We start from the raw sequence: 15628 nt of genomic DNA on the forward strand, positions 1-15628 counted from the left end.
ACACGCACCGAAATCGCTCGTCCACACTCGCTGACCGCGTGCGCGTGGAATGCTCGGGGCCATGGAGTGGGACCTTCCGAAGCTCTTCAACCGCCCCGCGCAGCTGACCGACGCCTCGATCGACACCGAGCGCGTCGCCCGGCGCATCAGCGCCTACATCTACGGCAACATCCTCGTCCTCGCCGCGCTCATCCCCGTCACCAAGGCACAGGAAACCGTCGGCATCGCGATCGTCGTCGGAGCGGCGCTGTCCACATTCCTCGCGCACCTATTCGCCGAGTCCGTCGGGCAGACACTGCGTCTCGACCGCACGCTCACGCGAGCCGAACGCAGCGGGGAACTCCGCGACGGCCTGCCCATCCTCACGTCGGCCGTAGTCCCCAGCGTCATCCTGTGCGCCGCGCTGATCGGCTGGCTGGAGCCGAGGACCGCGCAGTTGATCGCCGAGTTGGTGATGATCACCCGGATCGCGTCGATCAGTTACGTGATCAGCCGTCTCCGCCGCGAGAGAGTCACGTCCGGCACCCACTGGGCGGCGTTCGGCCTCGCCGTCGTCGCGTCGGCCATCGTGATCGTCAAGGTATTTCTGACACACTGACCGGGGGTTCGAGCAGTTCGACCCGCGACTCGGGCGCCGCCGCCCGCAACGCGTCGGCCGACAGGTCGTCCGGCTGGGCCTGCGACTGGACCTCCGCCTCCACCCGCGCCTGATACGTCTTCACCTCGCGGTCGACGGCGTCGGCATCCCAGCCGAGGACGGGGGCCACCAGTTGCGCCACCTGCTCGGCGCAGTTCACACCCCGATGCGAGTACTCGATGGCGATACGCGTGCGCCGGGCGAGGATGTCGTCGAGATGCAGGGCGCCCTCGGCCGCCGCCGCGTACACGACCTCGACCTGCAGGTAGGCGGGTGCGTCCGTGATGGGCTGGAGAAGTTCCGGTTTCCCGCTCGCCTGGTCGAGCACCTCGTCGATCAGCGAACCGTACCGGTCCAGCAGGTGCTTCACGCGGTACGGGTGCAACCCGTACATCTGGCCGAGGTGAACTGTCTGATTGACCAGCGCGAAATAGCCGTCGGCACCGACGAGCGGAACCTTCTCCGTGATGGACGGCGCCATCCGCGCGGGAATGTCGTCGGCGGCGAGATCCACGGCGTCCTCGGCCATCACCCGATAGGTGGTGTACTTGCCGCCCGCGATGGCGACGAGACCCGGCGCCACGCGCGCGACGGCGTGTTCCCGCGAGAGTTTCGACGTCTCGTCGCTCTCCCCCGCGAGCAGCGGGCGCAGACCGGCGTAGACGCCGTCGATGTCGTCGTGGGTCAGCGACGTCACCAGCACCTTGTTGACATGACCGAGGATGTAGTCGATGTCGGCCTTGGTTGCCGCCGGGTGCGCGAGGTCGAGATTCCAGTCCGTATCCGTGGTGCCGATGATCCAGTGGCTGCCCCACGGGATCACGAACAGCACCGACTTCTCGGTGCGCAGGATGATCGCGGCGTCGCTCACGATCCGGTCGCGAGGCACCACGATGTGGACGCCCTTGGACGCGCGGACGCGGAACCGGCCGCGTTGCCGCGACAGCGCCTGGATCTCGTCGGTCCACACCCCCGTGGCGTTGATGACGACGTGCGCCTTCACGTCGGCGGTGCGCCCGTCCTCGCAGTCCCGGACGCGCACTCCGGAGACCCGGTCTGCCTCCCGGAGGAACCCGACCACCTGGGTGGACGTACGCACGACCGCCCCGTAGTGGGCGGCGGTGCGGGCGACGGTCATGGTGTGGCGGGCGTCGTCGACCACGGTGTCGTAGTACTGGATGCCGCCGGTCAGCGAGTTGCGTTTGAGCCCCGGCGCCATCCGGAGCGCACCCGCGCGCGTCAGATGCTTCTGCGCCGGAACCGATTTGGCGCCGCCCATGCGGTCGTAGAGGAAGATGCCGGCCGCCATGTAGGGGCGCTCCCACACCCGGTGGGTGATCGGGAACAGGAACTTGAGCGGCTTCACCAGGTGCGGCGCCAGGGTGGTCAGCGACAGCTCACGCTCCCGGAGCGCCTCCCGCACCAATCCGAACTCGAGCTGCTCGAGATAGCGCAGACCGCCGTGGAACATCTTCGACGAGCGACTCGACGTGCCGGACGCGTAATCGCGTGCCTCGACCAACGCCACCTTCAGCCCGCGGGTGGCCGCATCGAGGGCCGCACCGGCTCCGACCACACCACCGCCGATCACGACGACGTCGAACTGTTCGGTCTGCAGCTTGTCCCATGCGGCATCACGCTGCCGGGGACCGAGGAACTGCACACCTGGCTGACTACTCAACTCGGGCTCCTGTGAGATGACGACGGATTCTCTGCCAGGCTAGTAGCTTCATGCGTGTGATTCAGTACATCGCCGCGATAGACCAGGGCACCACCTCCAGCCGCTGCATGATCTTCGATCACGACGGCGCCGTGGTCAGCGTCGCCCAGAAGGAACACGAGCAGTTCTTTCCGCGGGCAGGCTGGGTGGAGCACGACCCGGCACAGCTGTGGATCAACACCCGCGAAGTGGTGGCGTCCGCGCTCGCGAAGGCCGATCTCACCAAACGCGACATCGCCGCGATCGGCATCACCAATCAGCGGGAGACGGCGGTCGTGTGGGACCGGAACACCGGAGAACCCGTGTACAACGCCATCGTCTGGCAGGACACGCGCACCGACGAACTGTGCACCGAACTCGGTGGCGACGAGGGCCCGGGCCGGTACCAGAAGCGCACCGGCCTGCCGCTGTCCACGTATTTCTCGGGGCCGAAGGTCCGGTGGATCCTCGACAACGTCGAGGGTGCGCGCGAGAAGGCGGAGGCGGGCGAGCTCTGCTTCGGCACGATCGACAGCTGGATTCTGTGGCACATCACGGAGGGCACCCACGTGACGGATGTCACCAACGCCTCCCGCACTCTGCTGATGAATCTCGAGACCCTCGACTGGGATCCGGAGATCTGCGCCGATTTCGGTATCCCGATGTCGATGCTCCCCGAGATCCGCAGCTCGTCGGAGGTGTACGGCGTCGGACGACCGCACGGGACACTGCCCGGCGTGCCGGTGGCCGGAATCCTCGGCGACCAGCAGGCCGCCACGTTCGGCCAGGCCTGCCTGTCGGAGGGCGAAGCGAAGAACACGTACGGAACGGGGAACTTCCTGCTGCTCAACACGGGAACCACTCCCGTGCACAGCAAGCACGGACTCCTCACCACCGTCTGCTACAAGATCGGTGACGCGCCGGCCGTCTACGCGCTGGAGGGGTCCGTGGCCGTCACCGGCTCCCTGGTGCAGTGGCTGCGCGACAACCTGGGAATCATCGAGTCCGCCAAGGACATCGAGGATCTGGCCACGTCGGTCGACGACAACGGCGGCGCCTACTTCGTGCCCGCGTTCTCCGGGTTGTTCGCACCGCGCTGGCGGCCCGACGCGCGCGGGGCCATCGTCGGACTCACCCGGTTCGTGAACAAGGGACATCTCGCCAGGGCCGCCCTGGAGGCCACCGCGTATCAGACCCGCGAGGTGATCGAGGCGATGCGCGCCGATTCGGGCGTCGAACTCGCCTCCCTCAAGGTGGACGGCGGCATGGTCGTCAACGAGACCCTCATGCAGTTCCAGTCCGACATCCTTGCAGTGCCCGTCATCCGGCCCGTCGTCAACGAGACGACGGCGCTGGGCGCCGCGTACGCCGCGGGGCTTGCCGTCGGCTTCTGGGAGAGCGAGGACGACATCCGCGCGAACTGGGCCGTCGACAAGACGTGGGAACCCGCGATGGACGAGGCCGAGTCCACCCGGCTCTACGCCGAGTGGAACAAGGCGGTCGAACGGACCTACGACTGGGCGTGATCGGCGTACGCGTCGCCGAGTCTCGCCGCCGCGCCCGTCAGCACGTCCTCCGGACAGGTCGCGAAGCACAGTCGCAGAGCGCTCCGGTGCTCCGCGGCGACGCCGAAAGCCGATCCGGGGACGAAGGCGACACCGTGGTCCACGGCGGTCTGCAGCAGTGCCGCCGTGTCGAGGTCCGCGTCCGTGAACTCGGTCCAGCAGAACATCCCGCCCGCCGCCGACGACACGCGGACGCGGTCGCCGAACGTCGAGGTGACGCCGTGCGCGAGCGCCCGGGCCCGGGACCCGTAGCGGGCGCGCAGCATCTCCAGGTGCAGGTCCAGCCAGGGCTCGTCCGACAGCAGTCCGGCGGTCATCTGGTGTGTCAGCGACGAACCGCAGAGGTCCGCGCCCTGCTTGAGCAGTTCGACGGCCTCGCACACCCGCCGGTCGCCGTGCAGCCACCCGACCCGCAGCGCCGGTGCCAGGATCTTCGACGCGCTGGACAACCGGATCACCCGGTCCGACAGCGCCGCGACGGGCGCGGGCGGTGGCCCGTCGAAGAAAAGTTCGCCGTATGGATCGTCCTCGATCACCCAGAAGCCGTAGCGGTCGGCCAGTGCAGCCAGGTGTTCCCGGCGGCCGGGCGTCAGGACGACGCCACGAGGGTTGTGGAAGTTGCTCACCGTGTGGACCACGGTGGGGCGGAGTCCGTCCGCGAGCATGCCCTGCAGGGCGGCGGTGTCCATCCCGTCGGCGTCGAGGGCGACGGACCGGATGTCGGCCTCCGCGGCCCGGAACACCTGCAGCGCTCCGGTGTAGGCGGGTTCCTCGACGATCACGACGTCGCCGGGATCGAGCAGCACCTGCGCGAGAAGGCTCAGCGCCTGCTGCGAGCCGTGGGTGACGACGACGTCGGCGGCGCCCAGCGGCCGGCCGATCTTGGCGCCCTCACGTGCGGCGAGCACGTCGCGGAGCCGGCGCAGCCCGGTGGTCTCGCCGTACTGGACGGACGCCGGATCAGTGAGCGCGAGTTCAGCTTCCTTCCGGATCCGTTCGCGCGGAATGAATTCGGGATCGGGAAGCCCGCCTGCCAGGCTGACCACGTCGGGCCGGGCAGTGAGGGTGAGAAGGTCACGGATGGCGGAGCTGTGCAGACCATCCATGCGGCGGGCAAGTGATTGCGGCATGTCGACTCCCAGGAGGCACGTCAAAGCGGGGATCAGGTGAGGAACACCCTGTCCGTCCTGGGTCTGCGGGGCGGGAGAGCGCCGAGGCACGGGTCGATGATTTCGAACCGTGCCTCGACTATCCCACCAAACGAGCCACTATGTGAAATGCATATCCCACACTTCGGGATCAGTCCAGGTCGTCGTGCCGCATCAGCTGGCGTGCCGCCTCGGTGATCGAACCCGTCAACGACGGGTACACCGAGAACGTCGCGGCGAGGTCGTTGACGGTGAGGTTGTTCTGCACCGCGATCGCGATGGGCAGGATCAGCTCCGACCCGTTGGGGGCCACCACCACGCCGCCGATCACCACACCGGTGGCCGGACGGCAGAAGATCTTCACGAAGCCGCGGCGCAGACCGGACATCTTGGCGCGCGGGTTGGTGTTGAGCGGCAGCATGACGGTGCGGGCCGGCACCTCGCCGTCGTCGATCGCGGCCTGGCTGACGCCCACGGTGGCGATCTCCGGGCGGGTGAACACGGCCGACGCCACGGTCTTCAGCTTGATGGGGCTCACACCCTCACCGAGCGCGTGGTACATCGCGATGCGGCCCTGCATGGCGGCGACGGACGCCAGCGGCAGCAGGCCGGTGCAGTCGCCCGCGGCGTAGATCCCCGACACCGGCGTCCGCGACACACGGTCCACACGCAGGTATCCACCCTTGTCGAGCTCGATGCCGACCTTCTCCAACCCGAGACCCTGGGTGTTGGGAACCGAACCGACGGTCATCAGGGCGTGGCTGCCCTCGACGGTCCGGCCGTCGGCGAGCACGACGACGATGCCGTCCTCCGTGCGTTTCACGGCATCGGCCCTTGCGTGCTTGACCAGGGTGACGCCACGCTCGGCGAGGACGTCCTCGAGGACGAGGGCGGCGTCGGCGTCCTCACCGGGCAGGACGCGGTCGCGGCTGGACACCAGCGTGACCTTGACGCCCATCTCGGTGTAGGCGGACACGAACTCGGCACCGGTCACACCGGAACCGACGACGACGAGGTGCGTCGGCAGCTCGTCGAGGTCGTAGAGGTCGCGCCACGTCAGGATGCGCTCGCCGTCCGGCTCCGCCCCGGGGATCACCCGGGGACTCGCACCGGTGGCGATGAGGACGACGTCCGCGTCGAGTGTCTTCTTCTCGCCGTTCGCGAGGGTGGCACACACCTGGTGGGACGCCATGCCCAACCGCGGGTCGACGATCTCGGCGGTGCCCGACAGCAGTTCGACACCCACCGTCTGCAGGCGGGTGCGGATGTCGGAGGACTGCGCCTGCGCGAGGCTCTTCACACGGGCGTGGATCTGCGGCAGGGCGACCGTGGCCTGCTCGGGATCGAGCGCAATGCCCAGGTCGGTGGCGCGCCGCATGTCGGTGCGCACGCCGGTGGAGGCGATGAAGGTCTTGGACGGCACGCAGTCGAACAGAACGCAGGCGCCGCCCACCCCGTCCGAATCGATCAAGGAGACGGAGGCGCCGTGCTGTGCGGCCACCAGCGCTGCCTCGTATCCGGCAGGCCCGCCACCAATGATCACGATTCGGGTCATCTGTCCTCCAATTCAACTGTCGACCGGGGTCTCCGGCCGGCTTTTTCTGCTATCGCAGCGCGTCGTGTCGTGCACTGCATGCAACAGATTACTAGCCACCGTTTAGGCTTGCCGCCGTGTCGATCTATGCCGCCTACGGGTCCAACATGCATCCCGAGCAGATGTTGCAGCGCTGCCCTCACTCGCCGATGGCGGGGACGGGCTGGCTGCACGGCTGGCGACTGACGTTCAGTGGCGGGGACATCGGCTGGGAGGGCGCACTCGCCACCGTGGTCGAGGACCCCGATTCCAAGGTGTTCGTCGTGCTCTACGACGTCCCCGAGGAGGACGAGGTCAGCCTCGACCGATGGGAGGGCTCCGAACTCGGCATCCACCGCAAGATCCGCGTCCGCGTGGACACCGAGGGCGAACCCGCGCTCGCCTGGTTGTACGTGCTCGACGCGTACGAGGGCGGCCTGCCGTCCGCCCGCTACCTCGGGGTGATGGCCGACGCCGCAGAGATCGCCGGGGCCCCCGCCGACTACGTGCGCGACCTGCGCACCCGCAACAGCCGCAACGTCGGACCGGGCACCGAATAGAACCGCCTGGCGCCGCGCCTCAGCCCAGCACGAGGCTCGACAGCACCCGCACCCCGACGCCCAGCGCCCGCTCGTCCAGATCGAACGTGGGCTGGTGGATGTCGAGTTGCTCGCCGACCCCCGACCAGACGCCGAGCCGGGCCATCGCACCGGGAACCTCTTCGAGATACCAGGAGAAGTCCTCGCCGCCGCCGGACTGCGGCGTGTCGGCGAGGGCGTCCGGGCCGACCGTGCGGATGGCGGCCTCGAACATGCGCGTCGACACCTCGTCGTTGACGACGGGCGGGACCCCGCGGCGGTAGTTGAGCTGGTACCGCACCCCGGTGGGCGCGAGCAGACCGTGGACGATCTCCCGGACCAGCGGCTCGAGCATCTCCCACGTCTCGTGATCGCCGGTCCGCACGGTGCCGGTCATCATGCCGGTCTGCGGAATGGCGTTGGGCGCCCGGCCGGCGCTCACGGCACCCCACACCATCACGGTGCCGGTGCGCGGGTCGATCCGCCTGCTCAGCATGCCCGGCAACCCCGTCACGACGGTGCCCAGCGCGAACACGAGGTCGGTGGTCAGGTGCGGACGCGACGTGTGGCCGCCCGGTGAGTCGAGCACGACCTCGATCGTGTCGGCCGCGGAGGTGATCGCGCCGAGCCGCACACCGACCCGCCCGGCCGCGAGCCGCGGGTCGCAGTGGAGGGCGAAGATCCGCGACACACCCTCGAGCCGTCCGGCAGCGACGACCTCGAGCGCGCCGCCGGGCATGACCTCCTCGGCGGGCTGGAAGATCAGCCGGACACCCACCGGGAGGTCGGGGATCTCGCTGAGCGCCAGACCGGTTCCCAGCAGGATGGTGGTGTGGGCGTCGTGTCCGCACGCGTGCGACACGCCCGGCACTGTCGACGAGTACGTGGCGCCGGTCAGTTCCTGCAGCGGGAGAGCGTCCATGTCGGCGCGCAACGCGATGCGGGGACCGTCCGACGGTCCGAGATCGCACGTGAGCCCCGTTCCCCCGGGGAGCAGTTCGGGCGACAGACCGGCCGCGGCCAGCCGCGTCGCCACGAATTCCGTCGTCGCGTATTCGTGTCGCGCAAGTTCGGGATTGGCGTGGATGTGTCGACGCCACTGGGAGAGTTCGTCGGTGTGAGCGAGAATCCATTTGTCGACTGCCGCGTTCACCGGCGATCAACTCCTTCCAACAGCCGCACCCGCTGTGTCTCGTCCGTTGCCGCGCGAACTGCCGTGCGAGCCAGCGCAATCGCTCCGTCGATCACGGCGCGGTCGGCGGACTCGGTGATGCACGCCGCCGCGAACCGAGGCTGATGCGTCACCGCACCGCCCGAGTCGAGACCGATGACGGGATGAATTCCGGGCAGGACGTTGGTGACGTTGCCCATGTCCGTGCTGCCCAGCGGACGGACGCCCTCCCACTCGAGCGGCAACGGTGTCCGCCCCATGTCGATGATCTGCTCCCGGTACGTCGCGACCAGCCACGGGTCGGGCGTCAGTTCCGTGTACGTGGGCGACACCGTCCGGATCTCGTGCGTGCATCCGGTGGCGAGTGCGCCGGCCGCGAAACACGCCTCCGCGCGCGTCGTCAGCTCGGACAGCGACCACGCCGTCTCGGCGCGCAGGTAGTAGAGCATTTCGGAGCGTGCGGGAACGATGTTGGGCGCCGTGCCGCCGTCGGAGACGATCCCGTGGATCTGCTGCCCCGGCGAGAGGTGTTGGCGCAGCAGGCCGATCCCGACCTGGGCGACGGTCGCGGCGTCGGCGGCATTGCGCCCGAACTCCGGTGCGGCCGACGCGTGCGCCTCGCGGCCGGTGAACGTGACCGCGATGTCGGCCAGTGCCAGCGACGTCGCACCCGTGATGTCGATCGGACCCGGATGCACCATCAGGGCTGCCGCGACATCGTCGAAGACGCCTTTCTCGAGCATGGCGATCTTTCCGCCGCCGCTCTCCTCGGCGGGCGTCCCGATGACCCGCACCGTGATCCCGAGCCGGTCGGCGACCGTGGCGAGCGCGACGCCGGCACCGACCGCGGACGCCGCGATGATGTTGTGCCCGCACGCGTGGCCGATCTCCGGGAGCGCGTCGTACTCGGCGCAGATACCGATGACGAGGTCGCCGCTGCCGAACGTGGCGTCGAACGCCGTGGGCAGGCCGGCGATGCCCGACTGCACGTCGAACCCGCTGCGTTCGAGCAGCTCGGTGATCTTCGCGACGCTACGGAACTCCTCGAACGCGAGCTCCGGTTCGCTGTGGATCGAATGGGACAGCGCGATCAGATCGGTCTCGATTGACCTGACCGCCGCCTCGACATCCGCATTCACGTGCTCATTCTCTCACCCGAAGCTGAAGTTGCTCTTGTCCGTCACCGTGGCGAGCGCGGCGAGGGCGTCGTGATGGATTCCGCGCTTGATCCCGGCGAGGTTGGCGCCGCGGGTGGCGGTGAGCGCGGCGGCCCGTGTCACGGCGGCCGCGAGGACCCCGTCGCCGTCCGCGAGTTCGTCGACGATGCCCGCGGCGAGCGCGTCCGAACCGCCGTAGCGGCGGCCCGTCGTCATCGCCTCGACCGCGGTCTGCTTCGGCAGACGAGTGTTGAGGAGCGCCGACATCCCCACGGTGAAAGGCATGTTCAGCGACACCTCGGGGAGGCAGTAGAACCCGCGGTCGGCGCGCATGACCCGGAAGTCGTGCGACGTGGCGAGCATCGCGCCGGCACCGAAACCGTGCCCCTGGACGGCGGCGACGGTGGCCATCGGGAACGCGAGCAGGCGGCTGTAGATCGTGTGCACCCGGTCGAGGTATTCCGGGAGCTTGTCCGTGTTCGCGAAGATCCACGTGGTGTCCAGGCCGTTCGTGAAGAACTTGCCCGTCGCGGTCGTGACCAGTGCGGCGGGACCCTCGTGGGCTTCCACCTCGTCCAGTGCGGCGTGGGTGGCGTCGATCCAGTCCGGATGGAAGCGGTTCTCGTTGTCCGTCTCGCCCTCGTTGCCGAGGTACAGGATGAATACGTCGCCGTCGCGATCGAGATAGGGCATGAGTGGAAGACTATCGCCTCATGGGAACGCCAGACGCCGCGGCCGCCGCGCTCGCCGCGCACACGAACTGCGCCGAACACTCGATCGCCGTCGTCCTCGGATCGGGGTGGAATGCCGCCGCCGACCGGTTCGGCGAATCACTCTGCACCGTCCCGATGGCGGATCTACCGGGGTTCACACCACCCTCGGCCGCGGGTCACGCCGGAACGATCCGCTCCGTGGACGTGGGCGGCAAGCGGGTCCTCGTCCTCCTCGGCCGTACCCACGCCTACGAGGGCCATCCCCTGTCGTCCGTCGTCCACCCGGTGCGCACGGCCATCGCCGCCGGAGCGACGACCGTCATCCTGACGAACGCCGCCGGGGGAATCCGCGAGGACTTCACCGTCGGACAGCCCGTGCTGATCAGCGATCACCTCAACCTCACGGCCCGGTCGCCTCTCGTGGGCGCGGAGTTCGTCGACCTGGTCGACGCGTACGACCCCGAACTGCGGGCCCTCGCCCGCGACATCGACCGGTCGCTGAGCGAAGGCGTCTACGCCGGTCTGCCGGGTCCGCACTACGAGACCCCCGCCGAGATCCGCATGCTGCGGACGATCGGTGCGGACCTCGTCGGCATGTCCACCGTCCACGAGACGATCGCGGCGCGGGCGCTCGGCGCCCGCGTCCTCGGGATCTCGATGGTGACCAATCTCGCGGCCGGCATCACCGGCGAGCACCTGAACCACGAGGAGGTCCTCGCCGCGGGCCGGGCGTCCGCCGACCGCATGGGCGGTCTCCTGCGAGAACTGGTGGAACGCTTGTGAACGATCCGATCGCGGACTGGATCGACGCCGATCCCGACCCCGAAACGCGGGCGGAACTCGCGAGCCTCTCCGCCGACGAGCTCGCCGACCGCTTCGCCGCTCCGCTGAGTTTCGGGACCGCGGGTCTGCGCGGGCCGGTGCGGGCAGGCCCGAACGGCATGAATCTCGCCGTGGTGATCCGCACGACGGCCGGGCTGGGCGCGTGGCTGACAGACCGGTGCCTGGGCGGCTCCACCGTCGTCGTCGGGCGCGACGCGCGGCACGGATCCGAGAAGTTCGCCGTCGCCGCGGCGGAAGTGCTGGCGGCCGCGGGATTCTCGGTCGTCCTCCTCCCCCGCCCGCTCCCCACGCCGATCGTCGCGTTCGCGGTCCGCCGCCTCCGGGCCGCGGCCGGCGTGCAGATCACCGCCTCCCACAACCCCGCCGCCGACAACGGATACAAGGTCTACCTCGACGGCGGCGCCCAGTTGATCTCGCCGTCCGACAGGGAGATCGAAGCATCGATCAGCCGGATCGGGCCGGCGAATCTCGTCCCCCGCACCGTGGTGACGCCGGCGTCCGAAGAACTCCTCGACCGCTACGTCGACCGGGTCGCGTCCCTGCCGACGGGACCGTCGCGGACCCTGCGCATCGCGCTCACCGCCATGCACGGCGTCGGCGGCGAGACCGCAGTCACCGCACTGAAATCCGCCGGATTCACCGACGTCCACACCGTCGCGACCCAGTTCGGCCCGGACCCCGACTTCCCGACCGTCGAGTTCCCCAATCCCGAGGAGCCGGGCGCCTCGGACGCCGTCCTCGCTCTCGCCGCGGACGTCGGCGCCGACCTCGCGATCGCCCTCGACCCCGACGCCGACCGGTGCGCGGTCGGCGTGCGCGGGCCGGACGGCTGGCGGATGCTCCGCGGCGACGAGACGGGCGTCCTCCTCGGCGAGCACGTCCTCGCCTCCGCCCCGGCCGACTCGCTCGTCGCGACGACGATCGTCTCGTCCGCCCTCCTCGGAAAGCTCGCCGAGGCCCGCGGCGCCCGCTTCGCGCGCACCCTCACCGGCTTCAAGTGGCTCGTGCGGACCGGTGAGGGTCTCGTGTACGCGTACGAGGAAGCGATCGGTCACTGCGTCGACCCGGAGTCGGTGCGCGACAAGGACGGTATCTCCGCCGCGGTGGTGGCCGCCGACCTCGCCGCGACGCTGCGAGCAGAGGGGTCGACGCTCCTCGACAGGCTGGACGACTACGCACTCGAATTCGGGTTGCACGCGGGAGACCAGGTGTCGCGACGCGTCACCGACCTCGCGGACATCACCGCGATGATGCGACGCCTGCGGTCGGAACTGCCTGCCGAACTGGCCGGCGAACCCGTCGAGGCCACGGATCTGGCGGAACTGCGCGGGCAGTCCCGCACCGACGCCGTCGTTCTCGCGGGGTCCACCGTCCGGATGGTCGTGCGCCCCTCGGGAACCGAACCCAAGCTCAAGTGCTACCTGGAGGTGGTCGTCCCGGTGCCGGATCGATCGACGCTACCCGCGGCCCGCGAGAGGGCCGCGACCCGGTTGAACCTGTTGCGCGAGTTCGCCGAAGCCCTGTAGCCGGGAAGTCAGCGAGGTCCGAACTGACGGTCCCCGGCATCGCCGAGGCCGGGCACGATGAACGCGTTCTCGTTGAGTCCCCCGTCGACCGCAGCGGTGACGAGTCTCACGGGATGACCCGACGCGGAGAGGGCGGCAACACCTTCGGGCGCGGCGACGACGCACACTGCGGTGACGTCCGTGGCGCCGCGGGCGACGAGCAAGTCGATCGTGTGCACCATCGAACCGCCGGTCGCGAGCATCGGGTCGAGGACGTAGACCGGGATGCCGGACAGGTCCGCGGGGAGCGACTCGAGGTACGGCACCGGCAGATGCGTCTCCTCGTCCCGGGCCATGCCGACGAAACCGACTCGCGCCTGCGGGATCAGGCTGCTGGCCTGCTCGACCATGCCCAGTCCGGCGCGCAGGACGGGAACGAGCAACGGCGGATGGGTGAGCCGCACCCCGTCGGTCGTCGCGATGGGCGTGACCACGTCGAACGTCTCGACCGGAGCCTCGCGCATCGCCTCGTACACCAACATGTGTGTCAGCCGTCGCAAAGCGGCCCGAAATGTGGCATTGTCGCTGCGCGCATCGCGCATCGTTGTCAGGAGGACCGCTGCGAGCGGGTGGTCGACGACGTGCGTGTTCATGTTCGAAGAATAAGGGGGCGCGGGGCGAGATTTCGCAGGAGAGCGATTCTCGGCGAATCGGGGGTGGAACCGAATCGGTCTCACCTGCGTCCAATATGGTGACCGGGATCAAATCCGACTGGGGGGATGACGATGAACGACTTGAGGGCGGATACCGCGAGTATCGCCGAGTTCGCAGCCACGGCCGCGACCATGTCGGCGGAGATGCAGGCCGCAGGTCTCGGGGCCGCTGCCGCGGGGCCGCTCCTGCTCGGACCGGTCTTCGGGGTGATCGGCGGAGACTTCGTCGCCGCGTTCGCCACGGCGCACGCCGCGCACCTGGCTTCCATCGAGAAACTGTCCGGCGTCCTCGGCGGGATCAGCGCAACCGCCCTCGCGAACGCCGCCACGTACGAGGGCACCGAGGCGGCCACCACGGCCGCTCTCGCCGCGCACGCGGTCGGGCTGGAGGCCTGACCGTGATCCCCATCGATCTCCTCACCCGCCCGATCCTCGATCTGCTCGGGGCGTTCGGCAGCGGCGTCCTCCCCGCCGGCGGACCGGCCGACGCCCTGCGCGCGTCCTCGGTCGCCATCGACGCCGTGCACGACACCGGGCGCACCGGCATCAGCTCGATCTACGGCGACTGGCAGGGCAAGGGCGGCACCGGTGCGATCGTGAAGACCGAGGAGGCGCAGCGGTCGACGGTCGCGGTCTCCGATCGCGGCAACGACATGGCTGCCGTCGTCGCCGAGGCCTCCGAGATCGTCCGGGCCGGAATGCTGCAACTGCAGGAGATCCTGCAGTCGTTCATCTCCCTCGCGGTCGCCGCCGGACCCGCCCTGGCCACCCCGCCCGGTCAGGCGATGATCATCGCGGCGGCGCTCGACCACCTCGGCCGGGCCACCGCAGTCGTCGCGAAGGTGCGGGCCGAACTCGGCGAGCAGACCGGCAGGATGATCGCCCTCACACCCACCGAAGACACCCCGTCCGCGCCCGCTGCCACCGCGCCCGCTGCCACCGCGCCCGCGAGCACGTCCGCGGCCAGCACGATGCCCGCCTCCGCCGCCCCCGTCACGCCCGCGGGCTCCGAGGCGGTGAGCCGCGCGGCGTCCGGGTTCGCGAGTTCGTCGGGAACGTCGCCGATGTCGGGCCTGACGAGCATCGCCGCCCCGGCCGCACGCTCCTCGGGCGGACGCGGTTCGGGCGGATCCCGCGCGGATTCCCTCACCGGCAGGTCCGGCGGTACCGGTCACGGGCCGTCCACCTCGGACTCCGCCCACGGCGGCGAGGGTGTCGAGGTGGTCCTGCCCGACGGCAGCACCGCCGTCGCCCCCAACAAGGAGGCGGCCGACGCCGTCCGCAACGCGCTGTCGCAGCAGGGTGTCCCGTACGTCTGGGGCGGGACGTCACCCGGCGAGGGCCTCGACTGCAGCGGACTGACACAGTGGGCGTACGGCGAAGCCGGCGTGGGTCTTCCGCGCCTGGCGCAGGAGCAGAACGTCGGCACCGCGGTCGACCCGGGCGACCTCATGCCGGGCGACCTCGCCGTCTGGGACGGTCACGTGGCGATGGTGATCGGCAACGGCCAACTCGTCGAGGCCGGTGATCCCGTGCAGGTCGGTCCGATTCGAACCAGCAACAGCGGCATGGGCTTCTACGGCTTCTACCGACCCACGGAATGACAGGAATCATGTTTCCCCCCACCCCACCCCCGGCCGGCACCACGGCCGCAGTGAGCAACCGCTCCGGCACCGTCTCGGTCCGGACCACCGAGCAGGGCCTGCCACTCGAACTCCGCATCGATCCGCGTGAACTCCGGTACGGCGGTCAGCGACTCGCGGACGAGATCCTGACGCTCTGCAGGCGCTCGGCCTTGGAGGCCGGGGCGCGGCGGCGCGACGAACTCGCCTGCGACGGCATGCCCGCCGAGATCCTCGACAAGCTCGGTCTGCCCACGCGCGCCGACGTCGCGGCCGCGCAGGCGATCGAGGACGAGGAAGAACCCACCCCGGCGAGCTGGATGCGACCACTGTGAGCGAACACGACATGGATGCGATCGTCGGGCGGGCCACCGAACAGGTGAATCTGCTCGAGGAGGCCCTCGCCGGGCTTCAGGCGATCACGGCGCGCGCATCGAGCGAGTCCGGTCAGGTCACGGCCGAAGTCGACGGGAACGGCACGTTGACCGGTCTCTGGATGGACGACTCCATCTCGGCGCTCGACGCCCGCACACTCGCGACGATGATCACGAGCACCACGCAGGAGGCCGCCCGGCTCGCCACCGAACAGCGCACCCGGGTGATGACGACGCTGCAGGACGCGTTCGGGAAGGTGTGACCCTCACTCCGCGGCGAGTCGACGACCGTCTGGCTGAGCGGCATCTCGTCGGTGCGGGGAATACGTC

General features: G+C 69.6%; 16 protein-coding genes. 9 read left to right on the plus strand and 7 right to left on the minus strand.

The window, feature by feature from the left end; translation table 11 throughout:
- Nucleotides 1–61: 61 nt before the first annotated feature.
- Nucleotides 62–598 carry a hypothetical protein gene (locus WKC72_RS29060; RefSeq protein WP_268790913.1) on the plus strand — a complete coding sequence of 179 codons (537 nt, stop codon included), beginning with the start codon at nucleotides 62–64 and terminating at the stop codon, nucleotides 596–598.
- Here the strand turns inward: WKC72_RS29060 and glpD are convergent.
- Nucleotides 576–2318 carry a glycerol-3-phosphate dehydrogenase gene (gene glpD, locus WKC72_RS29065; RefSeq protein ID WP_005239930.1) on the minus strand — a complete coding sequence of 581 codons (1743 nt, stop codon included), beginning with the start codon at nucleotides 2316–2318 and terminating at the stop codon, nucleotides 576–578. The genes WKC72_RS29060 and glpD overlap by 23 nt on opposite strands.
- A 50-nt stretch (nucleotides 2319–2368) precedes the next feature.
- On the opposite strand from glpD, the gene glpK reads away from it, so the two are divergent.
- Nucleotides 2369–3862, plus strand: coding sequence for a glycerol kinase GlpK (glpK, locus tag WKC72_RS29070; RefSeq protein WP_268790914.1), 1494 nt, complete (start codon nucleotides 2369–2371; stop codon nucleotides 3860–3862).
- Here glpK and WKC72_RS29075 read toward each other — a convergent pair.
- Nucleotides 3847–5031: a PLP-dependent aminotransferase family protein gene (locus WKC72_RS29075; RefSeq protein ID WP_370180546.1), complete on the minus strand. Its 1185-nt coding sequence runs from the start codon at nucleotides 5029–5031 to the stop codon at nucleotides 3847–3849. The two genes, glpK and WKC72_RS29075, sit on opposite strands and share 16 nt — an antisense overlap.
- 169 nt (nucleotides 5032–5200) lie before the next feature.
- The gene (locus tag WKC72_RS29080) at nucleotides 5201–6604 is read right to left on the minus strand and encodes an NAD(P)H-quinone dehydrogenase (protein ID WP_370180547.1); all 1404 of its coding nucleotides are present in this window, start codon (nucleotides 6602–6604) and stop codon (nucleotides 5201–5203) included.
- A 116-nt stretch (nucleotides 6605–6720) separates the two neighbouring features.
- On the opposite strand from WKC72_RS29080, the gene WKC72_RS29085 reads away from it, so the two are divergent.
- A complete protein-coding gene (locus WKC72_RS29085) occupies nucleotides 6721–7182 on the plus strand; it encodes a gamma-glutamylcyclotransferase (protein WP_011598217.1) in 462 nt (153 codons plus the stop codon).
- A 19-nt stretch (nucleotides 7183–7201) separates the two neighbouring features.
- Here WKC72_RS29085 and WKC72_RS29090 read toward each other — a convergent pair whose 3' ends face one another.
- Genes WKC72_RS29090 through WKC72_RS29100 form a run of 3 tightly spaced genes read right to left on the minus strand, consistent with a single transcriptional unit; the run spans nucleotide 7202 to nucleotide 10221 of the window.
- Entirely contained in the window at nucleotides 7202–8353 is a 1152-nt protein-coding gene (locus WKC72_RS29090; RefSeq protein WP_037244919.1) for a M20 family metallopeptidase, read from the minus strand.
- Complete coding sequence (locus tag WKC72_RS29095) at nucleotides 8350–9510, minus strand: M20 family metallopeptidase (protein ID WP_112300857.1); 1161 nt, start codon at nucleotides 9508–9510, stop codon at nucleotides 8350–8352. Before WKC72_RS29095 ends, WKC72_RS29090 begins: the two co-directional genes overlap by 4 nt.
- 12 nt (nucleotides 9511–9522) lie before the next feature.
- On the minus strand, nucleotides 9523–10221 hold the full coding sequence (locus tag WKC72_RS29100; RefSeq protein WP_037244917.1) for an enoyl-CoA hydratase-related protein: 699 nt from the start codon (nucleotides 10219–10221) through the stop codon (nucleotides 9523–9525).
- Nucleotides 10222–10241: 20 nt separating this feature from the next.
- Between WKC72_RS29100 and WKC72_RS29105 the strand changes: the two genes are divergently transcribed.
- Together WKC72_RS29105 and WKC72_RS29110 are read left to right on the plus strand one after the other, a co-directional pair.
- Nucleotides 10242–11024: a purine-nucleoside phosphorylase gene (locus tag WKC72_RS29105; RefSeq protein ID WP_370180549.1), complete on the plus strand. Its 783-nt coding sequence runs from the start codon at nucleotides 10242–10244 to the stop codon at nucleotides 11022–11024.
- Nucleotides 11021–12610 (plus strand): phospho-sugar mutase, encoded by a 1590-nt coding sequence (locus WKC72_RS29110; RefSeq protein WP_370180550.1) that lies wholly within the window; start codon nucleotides 11021–11023, stop codon nucleotides 12608–12610. The genes WKC72_RS29105 and WKC72_RS29110 overlap by 4 nt, the downstream gene beginning before the upstream one ends.
- Nucleotides 12611–12618: 8 nt before the next feature.
- On the opposite strand, the gene upp is transcribed toward WKC72_RS29110, so the two are convergent.
- A complete protein-coding gene (gene upp / locus WKC72_RS29115; protein WP_370180551.1) occupies nucleotides 12619–13242 on the minus strand; it encodes a uracil phosphoribosyltransferase in 624 nt (207 codons plus the stop codon).
- Nucleotides 13243–13374: 132 nt separating this feature from the next.
- Between upp and WKC72_RS29120 the strand changes: the two genes are divergently transcribed.
- Genes WKC72_RS29120 through WKC72_RS29135 form a run of 4 tightly spaced genes read left to right on the plus strand, consistent with a single transcriptional unit; the run spans nucleotide 13375 to nucleotide 15561 of the window.
- Entirely contained in the window at nucleotides 13375–13698 is a 324-nt protein-coding gene (locus WKC72_RS29120) for a type VII secretion target (RefSeq protein ID WP_037245034.1), read from the plus strand.
- Between the two features lie 2 nt (nucleotides 13699–13700).
- Nucleotides 13701–14906 (plus strand): C40 family peptidase, encoded by a 1206-nt coding sequence (locus WKC72_RS29125; protein WP_370180552.1) that lies wholly within the window; start codon nucleotides 13701–13703, stop codon nucleotides 14904–14906.
- Nucleotides 14907–14914: 8 nt separating this feature from the next.
- Nucleotides 14915–15259, plus strand: a complete 345-nt coding sequence (locus tag WKC72_RS29130) for a hypothetical protein (RefSeq protein ID WP_037245031.1) — start codon at nucleotides 14915–14917, stop codon at nucleotides 15257–15259.
- Nucleotides 15256–15561, plus strand: coding sequence for a YbaB/EbfC family nucleoid-associated protein (locus WKC72_RS29135; RefSeq protein ID WP_370180553.1), 306 nt, complete (start codon nucleotides 15256–15258; stop codon nucleotides 15559–15561). Before WKC72_RS29130 ends, WKC72_RS29135 begins: the two co-directional genes overlap by 4 nt.
- The last annotated feature ends 67 nt before the right edge of the window (nucleotides 15562–15628 follow it).

The sequence above is a fragment of the Rhodococcus wratislaviensis genome (assembly GCF_041228765.1).
In the GTDB taxonomy this organism is placed as follows: domain Bacteria; phylum Actinomycetota; class Actinomycetes; order Mycobacteriales; family Mycobacteriaceae; genus Rhodococcus_F; species Rhodococcus_F wratislaviensis.

Excerpts from the sequence above, each read along its gene's own strand:
- upp (WP_370180551.1), bottom strand. The coding sequence starts at position 13,242 with ATGAACACGCACGTCGTCGACCACCCGCTCGCAGCGGTCCTCCTGACA.
- WKC72_RS29130 (WP_037245031.1), top strand. The coding sequence starts at position 14,915 with ATGTTTCCCCCCACCCCACCCCCGGCCGGCACCACGGCCGCAGTGAGC.
- WKC72_RS29120 (WP_037245034.1), top strand. The coding sequence starts at position 13,375 with ATGAACGACTTGAGGGCGGATACCGCGAGTATCGCCGAGTTCGCAGCC.
- WKC72_RS29075 (WP_370180546.1), bottom strand. The coding sequence starts at position 5,031 with ATGCCGCAATCACTTGCCCGCCGCATGGATGGTCTGCACAGCTCCGCC.
- WKC72_RS29080 (WP_370180547.1), bottom strand. The coding sequence starts at position 6,604 with ATGACCCGAATCGTGATCATTGGTGGCGGGCCTGCCGGATACGAGGCA.
- glpK (WP_268790914.1), top strand. The coding sequence starts at position 2,369 with ATGCGTGTGATTCAGTACATCGCCGCGATAGACCAGGGCACCACCTCC.
- WKC72_RS29105 (WP_370180549.1), top strand. The coding sequence starts at position 10,242 with ATGGGAACGCCAGACGCCGCGGCCGCCGCGCTCGCCGCGCACACGAAC.
- WKC72_RS29060 (WP_268790913.1), top strand. The coding sequence starts at position 62 with ATGGAGTGGGACCTTCCGAAGCTCTTCAACCGCCCCGCGCAGCTGACC.
- WKC72_RS29100 (WP_037244917.1), bottom strand. The coding sequence starts at position 10,221 with ATGCCCTATCTCGATCGCGACGGCGACGTATTCATCCTGTACCTCGGC.